Origin of the sequence: Gluconacetobacter diazotrophicus PA1 5 (assembly GCF_000021325.1) — a bacterium.
Taxonomy (GTDB): Bacteria; Pseudomonadota; Alphaproteobacteria; order Acetobacterales; family Acetobacteraceae; genus Gluconacetobacter; species Gluconacetobacter diazotrophicus.
This window is the reverse complement of sequence record NC_011365.1, coordinates 3,586,255-3,602,387: the sequence shown is the minus strand read 5'-3', so window position 1 is coordinate 3,602,387 and position 16,133 is coordinate 3,586,255. Positions and strand designations below refer to the sequence as shown.

General features: G+C 68.1%; 21 protein-coding genes and 1 tRNA gene. 3 read left to right on the top strand and 19 right to left on the bottom strand.

The genetic code is table 11. The features are described from left to right. Positions 1-39 precede the first annotated feature (39 nt). Positions 40-1,185, top strand: coding sequence for an AI-2E family transporter (locus GDIA_RS16550; RefSeq protein WP_012227406.1), 1,146 nt, complete (start codon positions 40-42; stop codon positions 1,183-1,185). A 21-nt stretch (positions 1,186-1,206) separates the two neighbouring features. Here GDIA_RS16550 and GDIA_RS16545 read toward each other — a convergent pair. From GDIA_RS16545 to GDIA_RS16515, 7 genes are all read right to left on the bottom strand, one after another. Continuing rightward, positions 1,207-1,280 (bottom strand) — tRNA-Pro (locus GDIA_RS16545). Positions 1,281-1,352: 72 nt separating this feature from the next. Next, a complete protein-coding gene (locus GDIA_RS16540) occupies positions 1,353-2,048 on the bottom strand; it encodes a MerR family transcriptional regulator (protein WP_012554870.1) in 696 nt (231 codons plus the stop codon). Then, positions 2,045-2,362 carry an integration host factor subunit alpha gene (locus tag GDIA_RS16535; RefSeq protein ID WP_012227411.1) on the bottom strand — a complete coding sequence of 106 codons (318 nt, stop codon included), beginning with the start codon at positions 2,360-2,362 and terminating at the stop codon, positions 2,045-2,047. The genes GDIA_RS16540 and GDIA_RS16535 overlap by 4 nt, the downstream gene beginning before the upstream one ends. A gap of 105 nt (positions 2,363-2,467) precedes the next feature. Next, the gene (locus tag GDIA_RS16530) at positions 2,468-3,451 is read right to left on the bottom strand and encodes a beta-ketoacyl-ACP synthase III (RefSeq protein WP_012554869.1); all 984 of its coding nucleotides are present in this window, start codon (positions 3,449-3,451) and stop codon (positions 2,468-2,470) included. A gap of 81 nt (positions 3,452-3,532) precedes the next feature. Beyond that, positions 3,533-4,630, bottom strand: a complete 1,098-nt coding sequence (gene plsX / locus GDIA_RS16525; protein ID WP_012554868.1) for a phosphate acyltransferase PlsX — start codon at positions 4,628-4,630, stop codon at positions 3,533-3,535. Positions 4,631-4,754: 124 nt separating this feature from the next. Then, positions 4,755-4,958, bottom strand: a complete 204-nt coding sequence (rpmF, locus tag GDIA_RS16520) for a 50S ribosomal protein L32 (RefSeq protein WP_012554867.1) — start codon at positions 4,956-4,958, stop codon at positions 4,755-4,757. Between the two features lie 138 nt (positions 4,959-5,096). Then, complete coding sequence (locus GDIA_RS16515) at positions 5,097-5,642, bottom strand: YceD family protein (protein ID WP_012554866.1); 546 nt, start codon at positions 5,640-5,642, stop codon at positions 5,097-5,099. A 146-nt stretch (positions 5,643-5,788) separates the two neighbouring features. Here GDIA_RS16515 and GDIA_RS16510 point away from each other — a divergent pair, with 146 nt between their 5' ends. Next, entirely contained in the window at positions 5,789-6,358 is a 570-nt protein-coding gene (locus tag GDIA_RS16510; protein WP_012227420.1) for an outer membrane protein assembly factor BamE, read from the top strand. 8 nt (positions 6,359-6,366) lie between these two features. Here the strand turns inward: GDIA_RS16510 and GDIA_RS16505 are convergent, their stop codons facing one another. The 5 genes from GDIA_RS16505 to def are packed head-to-tail and all read right to left on the bottom strand — an operon-like array spanning position 6,367 to position 10,254. Then, positions 6,367-7,716 carry an ATP-binding protein gene (locus tag GDIA_RS16505; RefSeq protein ID WP_049762957.1) on the bottom strand — a complete coding sequence of 450 codons (1,350 nt, stop codon included), beginning with the start codon at positions 7,714-7,716 and terminating at the stop codon, positions 6,367-6,369. Between the two features lie 50 nt (positions 7,717-7,766). Further along, positions 7,767-8,501: a response regulator gene (locus GDIA_RS16500; protein WP_012554864.1), complete on the bottom strand. Its 735-nt coding sequence runs from the start codon at positions 8,499-8,501 to the stop codon at positions 7,767-7,769. A gap of 16 nt (positions 8,502-8,517) precedes the next feature. Next, a complete protein-coding gene (locus tag GDIA_RS16495; protein WP_012227426.1) occupies positions 8,518-9,069 on the bottom strand; it encodes a MarR family winged helix-turn-helix transcriptional regulator in 552 nt (183 codons plus the stop codon). Positions 9,070-9,082: 13 nt separating this feature from the next. Beyond that, positions 9,083-9,727 (bottom strand): ubiquinone biosynthesis protein COQ9, encoded by a 645-nt coding sequence (locus tag GDIA_RS16490; RefSeq protein WP_012227428.1) that lies wholly within the window; start codon positions 9,725-9,727, stop codon positions 9,083-9,085. Continuing rightward, on the bottom strand, positions 9,724-10,254 hold the full coding sequence (def, locus tag GDIA_RS16485; protein WP_012227430.1) for a peptide deformylase: 531 nt from the start codon (positions 10,252-10,254) through the stop codon (positions 9,724-9,726). The genes GDIA_RS16490 and def overlap by 4 nt, the downstream gene beginning before the upstream one ends. A gap of 217 nt (positions 10,255-10,471) precedes the next feature. Here def and rpsU point away from each other — a divergent pair, with 217 nt between their 5' ends. Continuing rightward, complete coding sequence (gene rpsU, locus GDIA_RS16480; protein ID WP_010506446.1) at positions 10,472-10,675, top strand: 30S ribosomal protein S21; 204 nt, start codon at positions 10,472-10,474, stop codon at positions 10,673-10,675. A gap of 114 nt (positions 10,676-10,789) precedes the next feature. Here the strand turns inward: rpsU and leuB are convergent, their stop codons facing one another. The 7 genes from leuB to rpsP all read right to left on the bottom strand — a co-directional run bounded on the left by leuB (position 10,790) and on the right by rpsP (position 16,130). Then, entirely contained in the window at positions 10,790-11,902 is a 1,113-nt protein-coding gene (gene leuB, locus GDIA_RS16475; protein WP_012227436.1) for a 3-isopropylmalate dehydrogenase, read from the bottom strand. A gap of 33 nt (positions 11,903-11,935) precedes the next feature. Further along, positions 11,936-12,559, bottom strand: coding sequence for a 3-isopropylmalate dehydratase small subunit (leuD, locus tag GDIA_RS16470; protein ID WP_012227438.1), 624 nt, complete (start codon positions 12,557-12,559; stop codon positions 11,936-11,938). Between the two features lie 3 nt (positions 12,560-12,562). Further along, complete coding sequence (gene leuC, locus GDIA_RS16465; protein WP_012554863.1) at positions 12,563-13,966, bottom strand: 3-isopropylmalate dehydratase large subunit; 1,404 nt, start codon at positions 13,964-13,966, stop codon at positions 12,563-12,565. 111 nt (positions 13,967-14,077) lie between these two features. Further along, on the bottom strand, positions 14,078-14,458 hold the full coding sequence (gene rplS, locus GDIA_RS16460; protein WP_012227442.1) for a 50S ribosomal protein L19: 381 nt from the start codon (positions 14,456-14,458) through the stop codon (positions 14,078-14,080). 16 nt (positions 14,459-14,474) lie between these two features. After that, on the bottom strand, positions 14,475-15,188 hold the full coding sequence (gene trmD / locus GDIA_RS16455) for a tRNA (guanosine(37)-N1)-methyltransferase TrmD (RefSeq protein WP_012227444.1): 714 nt from the start codon (positions 15,186-15,188) through the stop codon (positions 14,475-14,477). Then, a complete protein-coding gene (rimM, locus tag GDIA_RS16450; RefSeq protein ID WP_012554862.1) occupies positions 15,185-15,751 on the bottom strand; it encodes a ribosome maturation factor RimM in 567 nt (188 codons plus the stop codon). The genes trmD and rimM overlap by 4 nt, the downstream gene beginning before the upstream one ends. A 37-nt stretch (positions 15,752-15,788) precedes the next feature. Next, positions 15,789-16,130, bottom strand: coding sequence for a 30S ribosomal protein S16 (gene rpsP, locus GDIA_RS16445; RefSeq protein ID WP_012227448.1), 342 nt, complete (start codon positions 16,128-16,130; stop codon positions 15,789-15,791). Positions 16,131-16,133: the final 3 nt, after the last annotated feature.

The following is a 16,133-nucleotide window of genomic DNA, read 5'->3' as shown; positions in this document are numbered from 1 at the left end:
GACGGACATGAAACAGGCATCCGCCCAACGAGGAACAGCATGACGGATCAGCCCCCCTCGCCCCTTCTGCCGCCTCCCGACCGCTCCCCCTTCCGCCTGATGCGCGAACGCCATCGCGTGCAGCGCGTCGCCCGCTTCCTGCTGGCGATGTTCTTCACCCTGCTGGCGCTCTACACGATCCGGGGCTTCCTGCCGTCCCTGATCTGGGGCGGGATTTTCGCCATCGTGGCCTGGCCGCTCTATGCCGCCACGCGGGAACGCTGGAAATCGCTGCCGGGCGGCACGATCCTGCCGCTGCTGTTCACCACCGGGATCGCCCTGATCTTCCTGGTGCCGATGGGATTGTTCGCCCTGGAAGCCGCGCGTGAGGCCCAGAGCGTCGTGACCTGGGCGAACGAGGCCCGGCATTCCGGCATGCCCGTGCCCGGCTGGATCCAGCGCCTGCCCCTGGGCTCCGCTACGCTGGCCGGCTGGTGGCAGGACCATCTGGCGAATCCGGACGACGTGTCGGACCTGCTGCATTCGTTCAATATCGGGCATGGCATGCAGGTGACGCAGCGCGTCGGGACGCAGATCTTCCATCGCGGCGTGCTGTTCATCTTCGCGATCCTGACCCTGTTCTTCCTGCTGAAGGACGGCGAAAGCGTGACCCGCCAGTGCCTGGTCGTCTCGCGCCGGGCCTTCGGCAAGCGGGGCGAGACCATCGCCCAGCAGATCATCGCCTCGATCCACGGGACGGTGGCCGGCCTGGTGCTGGTGGGCCTGGGTGAAGGCGCGCTGATGGGGGTGGCCTACCTGATCGCGGGCGCTCAGCATCCGTTCCTGTTCGGCGTGTTCACGGCCGTCGCGGCCATGATCCCGTTCTGCGCCGTCATCGCCGTGGCGGCGGTGACGCTGATGCTGCTGGTCAAGGGGGCGACGATCGCCGCCATCGCCATCCTGGCGCTGGGGCTGGCCGTCATTTTCATCGCCGACCATTTCGTCCGGCCCGCGCTGATCGGCGGATCGACCCAGATGCCATTCCTGTGGGTCCTGACCGGCATCCTGGGCGGCGTGGAAAGCTGGAACCTGCTGGGCCTCTTCGTGGGCCCGGCCATCATGTCCGTCCTGCACCTGCTGTGGCGCAACTGGACGCGCGACCGCGTCCAGGATGGCCTGCGGGAAGAGGCTGACGATTTGTGCTGAAAATGGTCGCAGACGGAGATATCGGGCAGGCGGGATTCGAACCCACGACCCCCAGTCCCCCAGACTGATGCGCTACCAGGCTGCGCTACTGCCCGTCCGTCTGCGACGACACGCCGTGTAGCAGCGCCCGCCGCGAACCGCAACCCGTGTTCGGCACCGAATCCGAATCAGACCGGAATCAGCCGCCGCAGGGCCCGCAACTCCACCAGAATCCCGCGCAGATTCTCTTTCAGGACCAGGTTTTCGCTCAGGATTCGCTCGATCTCCGCCGCGTCCGCCGCCGCATCTTCAGGCGACTGCGCAGGGGGGGCTGCCTCGTTCCGATGCACCAGGGTCATCTCGATCTCCTCGCCCCGCACGGCCTCGCTTCCACCACGCGCCTCGTCCATTCCGGACTCGTCTTCCGGAACCACCGAGATGTCCGGGGACAGGAACAGGTCCTCCCCTTGCCCCGATTCGGGCGCGGCCTGGGTGGTGGGAACGCCGGTGTCGCCCTCGCGCAGCATCCGCTGCACGCCCTTGATCGTGTAGCCCTGCACGTAAAGCAGATCGGCGATCCGGCGCAGCAATTCGATATCGTCAGGGCGGTAATAGCGTCGGCCGCCCCCGCGCTTCAGCGGGCGCACCTGGGTGAAGCGTGTTTCCCAGAAACGCAGCACATGCTGCGGAACGTGCAGTTCGTCCGCGACCTCGCTGATCGTGCGGAAGGCATGCGGCGCCTTCTTCAGGCGAGCCGCCCCGTCAGCCATGCCGTCAGCCGCGCCGTCCTCGGCCGCCTGCGGCCCTGCCTCGCCCAGGCCGGGCATGTCGGCATCCTGCCAATATCCCTGGCCTGATCCCCGGACTGGGCCGGCGGTGCTCATTCGCCGTCATCCTCGATCCCGTCGACCGGGCCGCCATTCACCCGCGCACGCAGCAACTGGCTGGGCCGGAAGACCAGCACCGAGCGCGGCAGGATCGGCACCTCGACCCCCGTCTTGGGGTTCCGGCCCGTCCGGCGCCCCTTCTGACGGACCGAAAAGGTCCCGAAGCCACTGATCTTGACCGTATTTCCGGACTCGAGTTCCTTCGCGACCCGCTCGAGCACATGTTCGAGCAGATCGGCGGATTCGTTCCTGGAAAGTCCGACCTGACTATAGATATGTTCTGCCAGACTGGCGCGGGTCACTGTGCTCATGCGCCAAGGGTATGCATGCGGCGATGGGCCGTCAATTCAATGCGTTGGGACACACTATTTTTTCACACCCGGCGCCTACAGGGCCACACCGGCAGCCGGCCCGCGTTACATTCGGGCCAGGGCCGAGCCCCATGTCAGGCCGCCGCCCAGGGCTTCCATCAGCACCAGGTCGCCGGGGCGGATACGCCCGTCGCGCACGGCTTCGTTCATCGCCAGCGGGATCGAGGCCGCCGAGGTGTTGGCGTGGCGGTCCACCGTCACGACCACCCGTTCGGGCGGCAGTTCCAGCTTGCGGGCCACACCCTCGATGATCCGCAGATTGGCCTGGTGCGGCACCAGCCAGTTCACGTCGGCATAGGTCAGGCCATTGGCGTGCAGGACCTCGTCCACCGAAGAAGACAGCTTGGCCACCGCATGGCGGAAGACGTCCCGCCCCCGCATGCGCAGGAAGCCGGAACTCTCCCGCAGGCCGATCGCCCCATCGACATACAGCAGGTCGCCCGAGCTGCCGTCGGAATGCAGATGGGTGGACAGGATACCCTGCGGCCGGGTGTCTCCCGGCTCCGGCCCATCCGCGGCCTTCAGCAGGACCGCGCCGGCCCCGTCCCCGAACAGGACGCAGGTGCCGCGATCCGACCAGTCTAGAATGCGCGAATAGACCTCGCTGCCGATCACCAGGACGGAATCGACCTGACCGCTGCGGATCAGCGAATCCGCCATCGACAGCGCGTAGACGAAGCCCGAGCAGGCGGCGGCGATGTCGAAGCCGAAACCGCCCCGCAGGCCCAGTTCGGCCTGGACCCGCACGGCGGTGGAGGGAAAGGCCTGATCGGGCGTGCTGGTCGCGACGATGATCGCGCCGACATCGGCAGCCGCCATGCCGGCATAATCCAGTGCCCGGGCCCCGGCCGCCGCCGCCATGCTGACGGCGGTGTCGTGCGGCCCGGCGATATGACGCTGGGTGATTCCGGTGCGGGCCCGAATCCACTCGTCCGACGTCTCCAGGCGCGCCGCCAGTTCGTCATTGGTCACGATCCGGTCCGGCAGATATCCGCCAAACCCGACCAGAAGCGAACGTCTCGCCATCATTCCCATCATTCCAAACCCGGCGCCGGACCCGACCCGCCGCACAGCACCCGCGGCATGACGTCCGTCCGGCCCGTCACGCGGTCAGCTTACCGCCGCGACCGCCGGATGCTCTTTTTCCGCACCCGAGCGCATGGCCGCCAGCGTATCCAGCCGCGACAGCTGCTCCCGTATGCTCTCATTGAAACGGTGCGTTACCATATCCATGGCAACATCCACGGCGGATGCAAAGCCTTCGGCATCGGTCCCGCCATGCGATTTGACCACGACACCATTGAGGCCCACGAATACCGCGCCGTTATAACGCCGTGGGTCCAGCCATTCCCGCATGCGCTCCAGCCCCGGACGCACCAGCAGATAGCCCAGCTTGGCCAGCAGGCCGGAGCGGAAGACCTGGCGCAGAAGGACGAACGCCATCTTCAGCGCCCCTTCGCCGGTCTTCAACGCCACGTTGCCGGTGAAGCCGTCGGTCACGACCACGTCGGTCGTGCCCGCCGTGATGTCATGCCCTTCGACGAAGCCGTGGAACTGCGCCGCCAGGGATGAATTGCGCAGGACATCGGCTGCCTGGCGCAGCTTCTCGTCGCCCTTCAGTTCCTCGGACCCGACATTCAGCAGGCCGATCGTGGGGGCGGGCAAACCCAGCACCGCCTTGGCGAAGGCCTCGCCCATCACGGCGAATTCCACCAGGTTGCGCCAGTCGCAGGCGACGTTGGCCCCCAGATCCAGCATCACGACATCGCCCTTCAGCGTCGGGCTGATGGCGGCCATGGCGGGGCGGGAAACACCGGGAAGGGTTTTGACAACGATCTTGGCCAGCGCCAGCATCGCGCCGCTGTTGCCGGCGGAGACCACGCCCTGGGCTTCCCCCTGGGCCACGGCGTCCATCGACAGCCGCATCGACGAATCGCGCACGCGCAACGCCGCCGTCGGCTTCATGTCCATTGGAATGGCACTGTTGGCGGGCCGGATGGTGCAGATTGCCGCGGCCTTGGGGTGACGGGCCAGTTCCTGGCGGAGCGTCGCTTCATCCCCGATCAGCAGGACCCGCGCACCGGGATGCCTGTCCGCCGCGATCGCCAGACCGGCCACAACAACTTCCGGACCGCCGTCCCCACCCATGCCGTCGACGGCCAGCGTGAAGGGCTCTGCCCCGGAAAAAGAGGAACCTGTCTCGCTCATGCCTGCCTTCTGCCGGGAGTACACCAAATACGCAAGGCGGTCACGGGATCGTGTCGCATGAAACGGCACGGCCCGCTCTTACCCGGACCACGCCATTTCCTCCGCATGACCATGCGCTGTCGGGTCAGGCCCGGACAGCGGTCTTCAGCGTCTTGCCGGCGGCAACGACTTCACGGCCGTCATAATGACCGCAATGGCTGCAGACGTGATGCGGGCGCTTCAGTTCGCCGCAGTTCGCGCATTCCGCATGGGCCTGGACGCTCAGCGCCTCGTGGCTGCGGCGCATGCCGCGACGGGACGGCGAGGTTTTTCTCTTGGGTACAGCCATGGGCCCGGGCCCCTCCGATCTGGGATCTTAATCGGGTCCGGCTGGACCCCGATCAGTTATCGATAATTGAGGGGGCGCCTCTAGCAGACAGGAACACATTCCGCAAGGCATGTTCTCCCAACCCCTCTTTCCCCCTGCCTAATGCGACCCCTTTTTCAGGGCCGCGAGGGCGGCGAAGGGCGATGGACGGGCGCCCTCCTCCTCGTCCTCGGGATTGGCCGGCGGCGCGTCGACATGCCCCACGCCCTCGGGCAGCACGCTACCCGGCGCGCGCGGATAGGGGGCCAGCACCAGCGACAGTTCCTCGGCCGCCAGTTCCCCCAGGTCGATCATGTCCCGTTCGTAGGGGATCTCGTCGATCGCCTCGGGGTCCAGGTCCTCGTCCTCGCGGAACCGTTCGGCGGGGACGAAGCGCGCCGTGAAATTTTCGGCCAGCACGTCGGTGAAATGGTCGGTCGTGACCACGCAGACCTGTTCCACCTCCGCGGTCAGCCAGCCTTCGGCCAGGACCTCGCCCTGCCGACCCGGCGTCAGGCGATAGCGGCAGGACAGCGCGTGGACGGCCGGCAGGCCCAGGCGCCTGGCCAGGGCGACGCGTTCCGCCTTTTCGGCCTCGATGGTCACTTCCTTGCCCGACGCCGCGATTCGGCCCACCGCCACCTTGCGGGAAAATTCCGCCTCCATTCCGTTCCTGCTCCTTAGCGGCGATCCGCGCGCGGCCCGCAATCCACATGATATTCACTCATGTATGGCGATGAAGAATTGACTTCGCCACCCCAATCAGGCACCCGACAGAGGAGTTTTTCCCGGATCAGGACGCCCTTCAGGCCATGCGGTCATCTTCGGACACGACGCCGACTTCCCGCCCCATCAGGCGCCTGCTGCCTTGCGCCGTCATCGGAATGGGACTGCTGCTGTCCGGGTGCTCGGTCTTCCTGTCGCGGCCGGTGCCGCGCGGATCGCTGGTCGAGCCGGACGATTATGCCCAGCTCAAGCCGGGGGTCAGCACGCGTTCTGACGTCATGGACCTGCTGGGGTCGCCGACGACGCACGCGACGTTCGACGACAACACATGGATCTATATCTCCATGGAAACCGTCTACGTCCCGATCAGCTTTCCGGGCATCCGGAAGCAGGATGTCGTGGTCCTGAACTTCGACAATGGCGGCGTGCTGCGCAACCTGCGGACGCTGAACCTCAAGAACGCGCGCCCCGTGACCATGAGCCCGGACGTGACCCCGACCCCGGGCACCCGGATCAACATCGTCCAGCAGATCCTGGGCAATGTCGGCCGCTACAACCCGATGAGCAACCTGAACAGCACCTTCGGCGGCAGCACCGGCCCGATGGGCTTCAACAGCGGACCGGGCCACGGGGGCACGGGCAACTCCCTCCCCTGACGGCGGCCCTATACGGGCAGTATGATCCTGACCTGAAGGCCGCCCAGGCGGCTGGGCTGCAGGGTGATGTCCCCGCCATGGGCGCGCACGATATCGCGTGAGATCGTCAGCCCCAGGCCGGTTCCCCCGTTCTGTCCGCTTTCGAATGGGCGAAAGACCGTCTCCAGCCGGTCCGTCTGGATTCCCGGTCCGTCATCATCGATGCAGACGACGATGCCGCGTCCATCGCGGCTGGCACTGAGGGCGACGCGGCCGCCATGGCGGCGCGCGTTCTGCATGACGTTGTCCAGCACCCGGCGGAAGGCATCGGGCCGCAGCGTGGCCTCGACCGGCGCAGGCAGCGAGATCGACAGGACGGTGCCGCCCGCCCTGCGGAAGGCGGCGGCGGTCTCGTCCAGCAATGCGCCGACATCGACCGCGACCGGTGTCTCGGCCCCCTCGCCCCGCGCGAAGGACAGGTAGCTTTCGATCATGCGCTCCATTTCCGCGATGTCGCCGATCATGTCCGCCACGTCGGCGCGGAGCATTTCGGCATCGATCGCGCCCTGGTGCGGGATCATGGCCAGCGAAAGCCGCAGCCGGGTCAGCGGCGTGCGCAGGTCGTGCGACACGCCCGCCAGGACGGCGGTGCGCTGCGCCACGAAGCGGAAGATGCGGTCCTGCATGCGGTTGAAGGCGACGGCCGCCTTGCGTACCTCCTGCGCGCCTTCGGGACGGATGGGCCCGGTGTCGCGGCCCAGCCCGAACAATTCCGCCGCGCGGGCCAGACGACGAATGGCACGGACCTGGTTGCGCATGAACACGCTGGCAACCAGGAACAGCAGCAGCGTGCTGCCCACCGTCCAGACGACGAACAGCCAGATCGGCGCGACATCCAGCCGCTTGCGCGGGGCGCCGACATCCAGCACCCCGTCGGGCATCTGGATGCGGATACGAACGGTGTGCGGGTCGTCGATCCAGTCGATGAAGGCGGGCCGGCCGATCGACGTCTCCAGCGCCTGGGCCAGATCCTCGTCCATCGGTCCCAGCACGTGGGTCGATCCCGTCCGGTCCAGGCGCTGACCCGGATTCCAGATCATGTCCAGCTGCGTGCGCTCACGCACCCGCCGCATGATCCAGGCCCGGTCGCCGGCCGCGTGATACCGCCCCATCAGGTCCAGCGTCAGGACGATGTCCGCCGCGACGCTGCCCGACATGCGGCGCGAGACGACCTGCAGGTAATTGCCGTAAAACAGTTCCAGCGAGATCCCCTGCGTCACGACCAGCGGGATCAACACGATCAGCAGGGTCCGCCCCAGCAGGGAACGCGGCAGGACCCGGCGCACCGGCCGGTCCATCCGGCGGCGCAGCCACGCCATGGGCGAGGATGGCTTGTCCCTCCCCACGCCGCCGTTGGCGCCGCCGGCCGTCACAGCCCGGGCTTCAGCACATAGCCCTTGCCGCGCACGGTCTGGAGGAATCGGGGTTCACGCGGGTCGGGCTCGATCCGGCGGCGCAGGCGCGTCACCTGCACGTCCACCGCGCGCTCGCCGATTTCCTCCATGTCCAGCACCCGGGCGATCTCGTCGCGCGACAGGGTCTCGTTGGGGCGGCGCGCCAGCACGGTCAGCAGCGCGATCTCGCCCCCCGTCAGGTGGACGCTGCCCTCGGGACCCGACAGCAGGCCCCGTGCCGGGTCGAATTCCAGCCCGCCCAGCCGGACCACGCGCAGATTGTCCGACGGCGGCGGCGGCGCGAACCGCCGCAGATGCGCCTTCAGCCGCAGCAGCAGTTCGCGCGGCTCGAAGGGCTTGCCCAGGTAATCGTCGGCCCCGGCCTCCAGCCCGGTAATGCGGTCCTCGGGCTCGCCGCGCGCGGTCAGCAGCAGGATCGGCAGGTCCTGCCCCTCCTGCCGCAGGGCGCGGGTCAGCAGCAGTCCGTTCTCGCCGGGCATGGTCACGTCCAGCACCATCGCGTCGGGCTGCATGAAGCCCAGCACCTGCCGGGCCTCGGCCGCCGACGCGGCGGCGCTGATGCGAAACCCCTGCTCGGTCAGGTAGCGTTGCAGCAGGCGGCGCAGGCGCGGATCGTCATCCACCACCAGAATATGCGCCCCGGCGATCGACCCGTCCCGCACCGCGTTGTCCCGTCCGTCCGTACCCATCACATCCTGTCCCGGCTCATGTCCTGCCTCGGCGTGTACGCTCGGTCGCAGCATTGACGCTGTCCAGCACGCGGCGCGTCCTGTCGTCCATAAGGCCCTGCATGACGCGGCGAAACCCCTCGATCGCCGCCGCCCCCGCATCGCGGTAGACGCCCATCAGCTTCTCGCGCTGCAGATCGAACAACTGGCGTTCCACCGCAGCGCCGGATTCGGTCAGGTGCAACAGGCGCAACCTGCGGTCCCGCCGGCCCACTTCCTGCGTGACATAGCCGCGCGATTGCAGGTCGGCCAGGACGCGGCCCAGGCTCTGCTTGGTGATTCCCAGCAGGTCCAGCAGCGCGCCGACGGCAATGCCCGGGTGGTGGCCCACCAGTTGCAGGACCCGGTGATGCGCGCGGCCCAGCCCCAGCCCCTCCAGCACCGGATCGACCACCGCGCCAAAATCGCGCCATGCCAGGCCCATCAATTCCTGCGCCTGGCGCATCTCCTCCTCGCGCAGGAACAGCAGGCCGGACCCCGCCGCCGCGCCGCCGGGTCGCCGCGCCGGCGCCTTGGATTCGTTCGCCACGTTCCCCGTCCGCTCAGGCGGCCCGCCGCGCCATCATGCGCTGCTTCAGCCGGCCGAATCGTGCAACAGCGGCCAGCCGCCGGTCCAGGAAGTCCGCAACCGCGGCCCGGTCATCGCCCCGCGCCAGCCAGAACAGCAGCACCTGCGCATAGATCGTGCCCAGGGTCATGCGCTTGGTCTGGCGGGTGACCCCGGTCGCGCGGTCGCCCGCGGCCTCCCAGATCGCATCGACCGTCCGTACCATGGTGCGCGCCAGCGCCGCGCCATGGCCGGGCGTCACCAGCACGCCCAGCGCCCGGCGCACCGCCGCGCGGTCGGGCGTGACCCTGTCCAGCCGCAGCAGGATGACCGCGCGCACCCGGCGGCTGAGGCGTGGTTCGTCCAGGCCATGCGCGGCCTCGATCATCGCGCGGTCGGCATGGTCGAACCAGGACTCGACCAGATCCGCCGGGCCGCCGGGAAACAGCAGGTCGGCATCCGCTCCGGCGACGTCGCGCAACACGTCCATGCCCCATCCGCGCTGGCCCGCCACGTCGCCCATGCGGGCCAGGGCCGCGTCACGCGCCGCGCTGCGTTCCGGCCGCCCCGGAAGGGCGCAGGCGGCGGCGCATCCTGCCAGCCGGGCCGCCAGGCCGCTGGCGCATCGCTTCACGATCATGTGCGTACTCCGTATCGTCCGATTTCCTCGTCGAATCCCATCTGCCCCAGATCGGTCATCCGCATCGGGTAGAGAATACCGTCCAGGTGATCGTATTCATGCTGTAGCACGTTCGCCAGGAAACCCGACGCGACGCCCTGCACCGCCTGCCCTGCCCGGTCCAGGCCGGAATAGGCGATGCGGACATGCCGGGGCACCATGCCGCGCAGGCCGGGAATCGACAGGCAGCCCTCGGGCCGCAACGCCATCTCGTCATCCACGAGGCTGAGGACGGGATTGATCAGCACGCTGGTCTCACGGGGCGGATCGTCCCCTCCGGCGCTGCGTTCGGCCGGCACGCGGTAGACGAACAGCCGCAGCGAGACATGGACCTGCGGCGCCGCCAGGCCCGCGCCGCGCGCGTCCTCCATCGTCTCGATCATGTCGTCGATCAGGCGCGCGATGTCGGGCGCGGTGGGGTCCGCGACCTCGTCCGCGCGGCGCAGCAGCACGGGATGGCCCATCCGGGCAATCTTGAGCAGGGTCATGGTCTGTAGCCGTCCTTCGCCGGTAAAGCAGGGCCTCTAAAATAGTCTGGCCGCTTCCTGCGGGAAACGGGCGGAATGATTTGTGTTTTCCGCGAAGCCCATGTTATAGGTCCGCCCCACTCGGGAATCGCATGCAGGGCTGGGCCTTGGGCGGTCATCCCGCCATGACGGATTTCGTGGCCGATCAGGACAGCCACAAACAGGAGTTGACGACCAAGTGCAGGTTCTCGTTCGCGACAACAATGTCGACCAGGCTCTCAAGGCGCTCAAGAAGAAGATGCAGCGTGAAGGCATCTTCCGTGAAATGAAGCTGCGTCGCCACTACGAAAAGCCGTCCGAGCGCAAGGCGCGCGAGGCTGCCGAAGCTGTGCGCCGCGCCCGCAAGATGGAGCGCAAGCGCCTGGAGCGCGAAGGGTTCTAATCTGCCCCTCCGGGTCAGTCCGAATCAGAAAGGCCGGCATCCTGGGGATGCCGGCCTTTTCCATATCTGTTGTCCCAAAAGGCCGGGCCCTGTCCGGGCCCGGCGGGAACAGCCTCAGCCGTTCAGTTTGTCGAGTTCGCGCACCACGGCCTCGCCCATGACAGCGGTGCTGACCGGGGCCATGCCGGGGCTCATGATGTCGGCGGTGCGCAGGCCGCTGGCCAGGACGTTGGCGACCGCCTTTTCGATCAGCGCGGCCTCGGCCTCCATCGCGAAGGAATAGCGCAGCAGCATCGAGAACGAGAGGATCTGCGCCAGCGGATTCGCGATGCCCTTGCCCGCGATGTCGGGCGCGCTGCCGTGGATGGGTTCATACAGCGCGGGCCGGCGGCCGGCGGCGTCCACCGCGCCCAGCGTGGCGGAGGGCAGCATGCCCAGGCTGCCGGTCAGCATCGACGCCAGGTCGGACAGCAGGTCGCCGAACAAGTTGCCGGTCACGATCACGTCGAACTGGCGCGGGTTGCGCACCATCTGCATCGCGCAATTATCCGCCAGCATGTGGCTGAGTTCGACATCCGCGTACTCGCGCGCGTGCAGGTCGGTCACGACCTCTTTCCACAACAGGCCGCTTTCCATCACGTTGCATTTTTCGACCGAGCAGACGCGATTGCCGCGCTGCCGCGCCAGGTCGAAGGCGACGCGGGCGACGCGCTCGATTTCCGCCGTGGTGTAGACTTCCGTGTTGATGCCGCGCTTCGTGCCGTCGGGCAGGGTCTCGATCCCGCGCGGCTCGCCGAAATAGATGCCGCCCACGGTTTCGCGCACGATCATGATATCCAGCCCGGCCACGACCTCCGGCTTCAGCGTGCTGGAATCGACCAGCGCGTCGAACACCTTGGCCGGACGCAGGTTGGCGAACAGTCCCAGTTCCTGGCGCAGTTTCAGGATCGCGATTTCCGGGCGGCGGTCGAAACCGGCCGACGCCCATTTCGGATCGCCGACCGAACCGAACAGCACCGCGTCGGCCGCCTTCGCCGCCGCGATCACCTCGTCACGAATCGGCACGCCATGCACCGCCAGCGACGCGCCACCGACCAGGTCCTCGGAAATGTCGAAGACGATGCCGCGCGTGCGGCTCATCCACGCCACGACCCGCGCGACTTCGTGCATGATCTCGGGGCCGATCCCGTCTCCGGGCAGGACAAGGAGCTTCTTGGTAACGGTCATCTCGGTCTTCCAGTAGTGACGACGGGTGCGGCGTCAGTCGATGACGATCCGCGTCTGCCAGGGCTGGGCCCGTTCGCGCGTGGCCTCGAAAGTGTCGATCGCGCCTTCGTGCTGCAGGGTCTGGCCGATATCGTCCAGCCCTTCCAGCAGCAGGTGCCGGCGCAGCGGATCGATCTCGAAGGCGATTTCGGCGCCGTCCGGGCGGATGACCACCTGGCGTTCCAGATCGACCGTCAGCCGGCCGTTGCCGCCCAGCCGCGCATCGTCCATCAGCGCGTCGCAGACCTCGCGCGGCAGCCGGATCGGCAGGATTCCGTTCTTGAAGCAGTTATTGAAGAAGATATCCGCAAAGGACGGCGCGATCACGCAGCGGATGCCGAAATCCAGCAGCGCCCACGGCGCATGTTCGCGCGACGAACCGCAGCCGAGATTGTCGTAAGTGATCAGGATGCCGGCCTGGCGATAGGGCGCCTGGTTCAGCACGAAATCGGGCTTTTCGGACCCGTCCGGATTGTAGCGCATGCCGTCGAAGGCATGCACGCCCAGCCCCGACCGCTTGGTGGTCTTCAGGAACCGGGCGGGAATGATCTTGTCCGTGTCGATGTTCGCTTCGGGCAGCGGCGCCGCGATCGCGGTCAGGACGGTGAATTTCTCCATGGCTCAGATCAGCTCCCGCACGTCTGTCAGATGTCCCGTGACCGCCGCCGCCGCCGCCATGGCGGGCGACAGCAGGTGGGTGCGGCCGCCCGGGCCCTGCCGTCCCTCGAAATTGCGGTTCGAGGTCGAGGCGCAGCGCTGGCCGGGGGTCAGCTTGTCCGGGTTCATGCCCAGGCACATCGAACAGCCTGCCTCGCGCCATTCGAAGCCGGCATCGCGGAAGATGCGGTCCAGCCCCTCCTGCTCGGCCTGGGCCTTCACGATGCCCGAACCAGGCACCACCATCGCGCGCACGCCCGGCGCGACATGACGGCCCGCCACCACCGCGGCCGCCGAACGCAGGTCCTCGATCCGGCTGTTGGTGCAGGACCCGATGAAGACGACATCCACCGGCACGCCGGCAATCGGCTGCCCGGCCTGCAGGCCCATATAGTCCAGCATGCGCCGCATCTGCCCGCGCCGGGCCTCGTCGGGCTCGGCCTGCGGATCGGGGACCGTGCCCGTCACCGGAATGACGGTTTCCGGGCTGGTGCCCCAGGTCAGGACCGGCGGAATGTCCTCGGCCCGCAATTCGACGACCTTGTCGTACTGCGCGCCCTCGTCCGCAGGCAGCGTCTTCCACCAGGCCACCGCCTGGTCGAACGCCTCGCCCTGCGGGGCGAAGGGGCGGCCGCGCACATAGTCGAACGTCGTCTGGTCGGGCGCGACCAGGCCGGCGCGGGCGCCGGCTTCGATCGCCATGTTGCAGATCGTCATCCGGCCGGCCATGTCCAGCCCGCGAATGGTCGATCCCGCGAATTCGATCACATGCCCGGTGCCGCCCGCCGTGCCGATGCGGCCGATGATCGCCAGCATCACGTCCTTGGCCGTCACCCCCGCGCCCAGCGGGCCCTCGACCACCACCTTCATGTTCCGCGCGGGCTTCTGGAGCAGCGTCTGGGTCGCCATGACATGCTCGACCTCGGACGTGCCGATGCCGAACGCCAGCGCACCCAGCGCGCCGTGGGTGGACGTATGGCTGTCGCCGCAGACGATGGTCATGCCAGGCAGCGAAATCCCCTGTTCCGGCCCCACGACATGTACGATGCCCTGGCGTTCGGACAGCAGCGGGAAATAGGGAACGCCAAATTCCCGGACATTGCGCTCCAGCGTTTCGACCTGGTTGCGGCTTTCCGGTTCCTCGATCGGCCGGGTACGGTCCGACGTCGGCACGTTATGGTCCACCACCGCGATGGTGGCGTCCGGGCGGCGCAGGCGCCGGCCGCTGGCGCGCAGCCCCTCGAACGCCTGGGGGCTGGTGACTTCATGCACCAGGTGGCGGTCGATGTAGAGAATGGCCGTGCCGTCCTCAAGCCGTTCGACGACATGACTGTCCCAGATCTTGTCGAACAGCGTGCGTGCGGCCATCGGTCTTTCTTCCTTTCTCTTCGTCATCGGATACGCCAGCGCCGCCATCCGTCACGGGGACGAATGGCGGAGCGACGAACCCGGTCCTGTCCGCGTCGCGGGCGGAGAGGCTCAGGCCTCGGCCGACACCGTCTCACGCGCGCGCTCGGCGATACGGGCCGACTTGCCGCGACGGCCACGCAGATAATACAGCTTCGCGCGACGGACGGCACCGCGACGCACGACCTTGATCTCGGCGATCGTGGGGGCATAGAGCGGGAACACGCGCTCGACGCCTTCGCCATTCGAGATCTTGCGGACGGTGAAGTTGCTGTTCAGCCCCTTGTTCGACCGCGCGATCACCACGCCCTCGTAGGCCTGGATACGCTTGCGCTCGCCCTCGACGACGCGGACGGACACGCGGACCGTGTCGCCGGGGCCGAATTCCGGCACTTCGCGGGCGGCGGAAAGGCGCGCGATCTCGTCGGCCTCATACTGCTGGATAATGTTCATGATCGAGTCCCTCGTTTCAAAACTGTCTGTCAGTGCAGCCGGTGCGCTCCAGATGTGCGGCCCACAGGTCGGGCCGACGGGTCCGGGTCGCCGTCTCGGATTCAGTCTGCCGCCATCCGGCGATGGCGGCGTGGTGGCCGGACAGCAGGATGTCGGGCACGTCGCGCCCTTCCCAGCTCGCCGGCTTGGTGTAGTGCGGATATTCCAGCAGCCCGTCGGAAAAGCTTTCCTCCGTGCCGCTGGCGTCGGAGCCCATGACCCCCGGGATCAGCCGGACGCAGGAATCCAGCAGCACCAGGGCCGCCATCTCCCCCCCCGACAGGACGTAGTCGCCGATCGAGACCTGTTCGGCACCGCAGGCCTCCAGCGCCCGTTCGTCCACCCCCTCGTACCGGCCGCACAGCACGACCAGGCCCGGGCCGCCGGCATAGCGGCGCACGTCGTCCTGGCGCAGCGGGCGGCCGCGCGGCGTGGGATAGACCAGCGGACGCCCGGCCGGCGCCACGTCGCGGATCGCGGCCGACACCACATCGGGACGCATGACCATGCCGGCCCCGCCCCCGAACGGCGTGTCGTCCACGACGCGATGCCGCCCCAGCCCGTACTCGCGCAGGTTCCGTGCCTCGACCGACCACAGGCCGCCTTCCAGCGCACGGCCGGCCAGCGACTGGCCCAGCGGGCCGGGGAACATGTCGGGGAACAGGGTCAGCACGGTGGCCCGCCAGGTCATGACGCACCCCCGGTTGCCGAAACCTCGACCTCGCCCTTGTCGGACAGGTCGCCCTGCACCTCGATCTCGTCCGGCAGGACCGCCTCGATCCGGCCGGCGGCGACGTCGACCACCGGAAAGCACGCCCGGGTGAACGGCAGGATCAGGGGTGCATGCCCCTGGCCACCGAGTTCCAGGCTGACCCCCGCGCCGTAATCATGGACGACCAGCACGCGGCCCAGCGGCGCGTCGGTGCCCTGGGCGCGGACATCCATGCCGATCAGGTCGGTGAAGTAGAATTCGTCCTGATCGGGCTCCGGCAGGCTGGTCCGCGCGACATAGAGGCGCCGGTTGACCATTGCCTGCGCGGCGTCGCGGCCCGACAGGGCCTGCCCCGCCGCGTCGCGCAGCTCGGCAATGCCGTCACCCCGCCAGCGCAGGCTCCAGACCTGTCCGTGCTCGTCGATCAGCGCCCCATAGGCGGTCAGGTCCTCCGGCACGGCGGCGTAGCTGTGCACGCGCACCAGCCCCCGCACGCCATGCGGACGTCCCACCACACCCATCAGGATACGCTCGCGATCCACCGTTCAGCCTGCCTGTGATCCTGTCCGCGCGTCCGAATCAGGCCGCGGCAGCGGCGGCGGCGGCCGCACGCTCCTGCGCGCGCTTCTTCGGCGCCGACTTCTTCGGCTGTTCGGTGTAGGCGGGCTTCGGCGCCAGGCCGGCATTGCCCAGGAAGCGGGCGACGCGGTCGGTCGGCAGCGCGCCCTGCGACAGCCAGTGGGTGATGCGCTCGTTCACCAGGCGCACGCGGTCGGCGTGGTCGGACGGCAGCATCGGGTTGTAGGCGCCCACCTTCTCGATGAAGCGGCCATCGCGGGGCGAACGGCTGTCGGCGATCACGATGTGATAGTACGGACGCTTCTTCGCACCGGCGCGGGCAAGGCGGATCTTGAGGCTCATTGA

Excerpts from the sequence above, each read along its gene's own strand:
- GDIA_RS16550 (WP_012227406.1), top strand. The coding sequence starts at position 40 with ATGACGGATCAGCCCCCCTCGCCCCTTCTGCCGCCTCCCGACCGCTCC.
- GDIA_RS16540 (WP_012554870.1), bottom strand. The coding sequence starts at position 2,048 with ATGAGCACCGCCGGCCCAGTCCGGGGATCAGGCCAGGGATATTGGCAG.
- GDIA_RS16535 (WP_012227411.1), bottom strand. The coding sequence starts at position 2,362 with ATGAGCACAGTGACCCGCGCCAGTCTGGCAGAACATATCTATAGTCAG.
- GDIA_RS16530 (WP_012554869.1), bottom strand. The coding sequence starts at position 3,451 with ATGATGGCGAGACGTTCGCTTCTGGTCGGGTTTGGCGGATATCTGCCG.
- plsX (WP_012554868.1), bottom strand. The coding sequence starts at position 4,630 with ATGAGCGAGACAGGTTCCTCTTTTTCCGGGGCAGAGCCCTTCACGCTG.
- rpmF (WP_012554867.1), bottom strand. The coding sequence starts at position 4,958 with ATGGCTGTACCCAAGAGAAAAACCTCGCCGTCCCGTCGCGGCATGCGC.
- GDIA_RS16515 (WP_012554866.1), bottom strand. The coding sequence starts at position 5,642 with ATGGAGGCGGAATTTTCCCGCAAGGTGGCGGTGGGCCGAATCGCGGCG.
- GDIA_RS16510 (WP_012227420.1), top strand. The coding sequence starts at position 5,789 with ATGCGGTCATCTTCGGACACGACGCCGACTTCCCGCCCCATCAGGCGC.
- GDIA_RS16505 (WP_049762957.1), bottom strand. The coding sequence starts at position 7,716 with ATGGCGTGGCTGCGCCGCCGGATGGACCGGCCGGTGCGCCGGGTCCTG.
- GDIA_RS16500 (WP_012554864.1), bottom strand. The coding sequence starts at position 8,501 with ATGGGTACGGACGGACGGGACAACGCGGTGCGGGACGGGTCGATCGCC.
- GDIA_RS16490 (WP_012227428.1), bottom strand. The coding sequence starts at position 9,727 with ATGATCGTGAAGCGATGCGCCAGCGGCCTGGCGGCCCGGCTGGCAGGA.
- def (WP_012227430.1), bottom strand. The coding sequence starts at position 10,254 with ATGACCCTGCTCAAGATTGCCCGGATGGGCCATCCCGTGCTGCTGCGC.
- leuB (WP_012227436.1), bottom strand. The coding sequence starts at position 11,902 with ATGACCGTTACCAAGAAGCTCCTTGTCCTGCCCGGAGACGGGATCGGC.
- leuD (WP_012227438.1), bottom strand. The coding sequence starts at position 12,559 with ATGGAGAAATTCACCGTCCTGACCGCGATCGCGGCGCCGCTGCCCGAA.
- leuC (WP_012554863.1), bottom strand. The coding sequence starts at position 13,966 with ATGGCCGCACGCACGCTGTTCGACAAGATCTGGGACAGTCATGTCGTC.
- rplS (WP_012227442.1), bottom strand. The coding sequence starts at position 14,458 with ATGAACATTATCCAGCAGTATGAGGCCGACGAGATCGCGCGCCTTTCC.
- trmD (WP_012227444.1), bottom strand. The coding sequence starts at position 15,188 with ATGACCTGGCGGGCCACCGTGCTGACCCTGTTCCCCGACATGTTCCCC.
- rpsP (WP_012227448.1), bottom strand. The coding sequence starts at position 16,130 with ATGAGCCTCAAGATCCGCCTTGCCCGCGCCGGTGCGAAGAAGCGTCCG.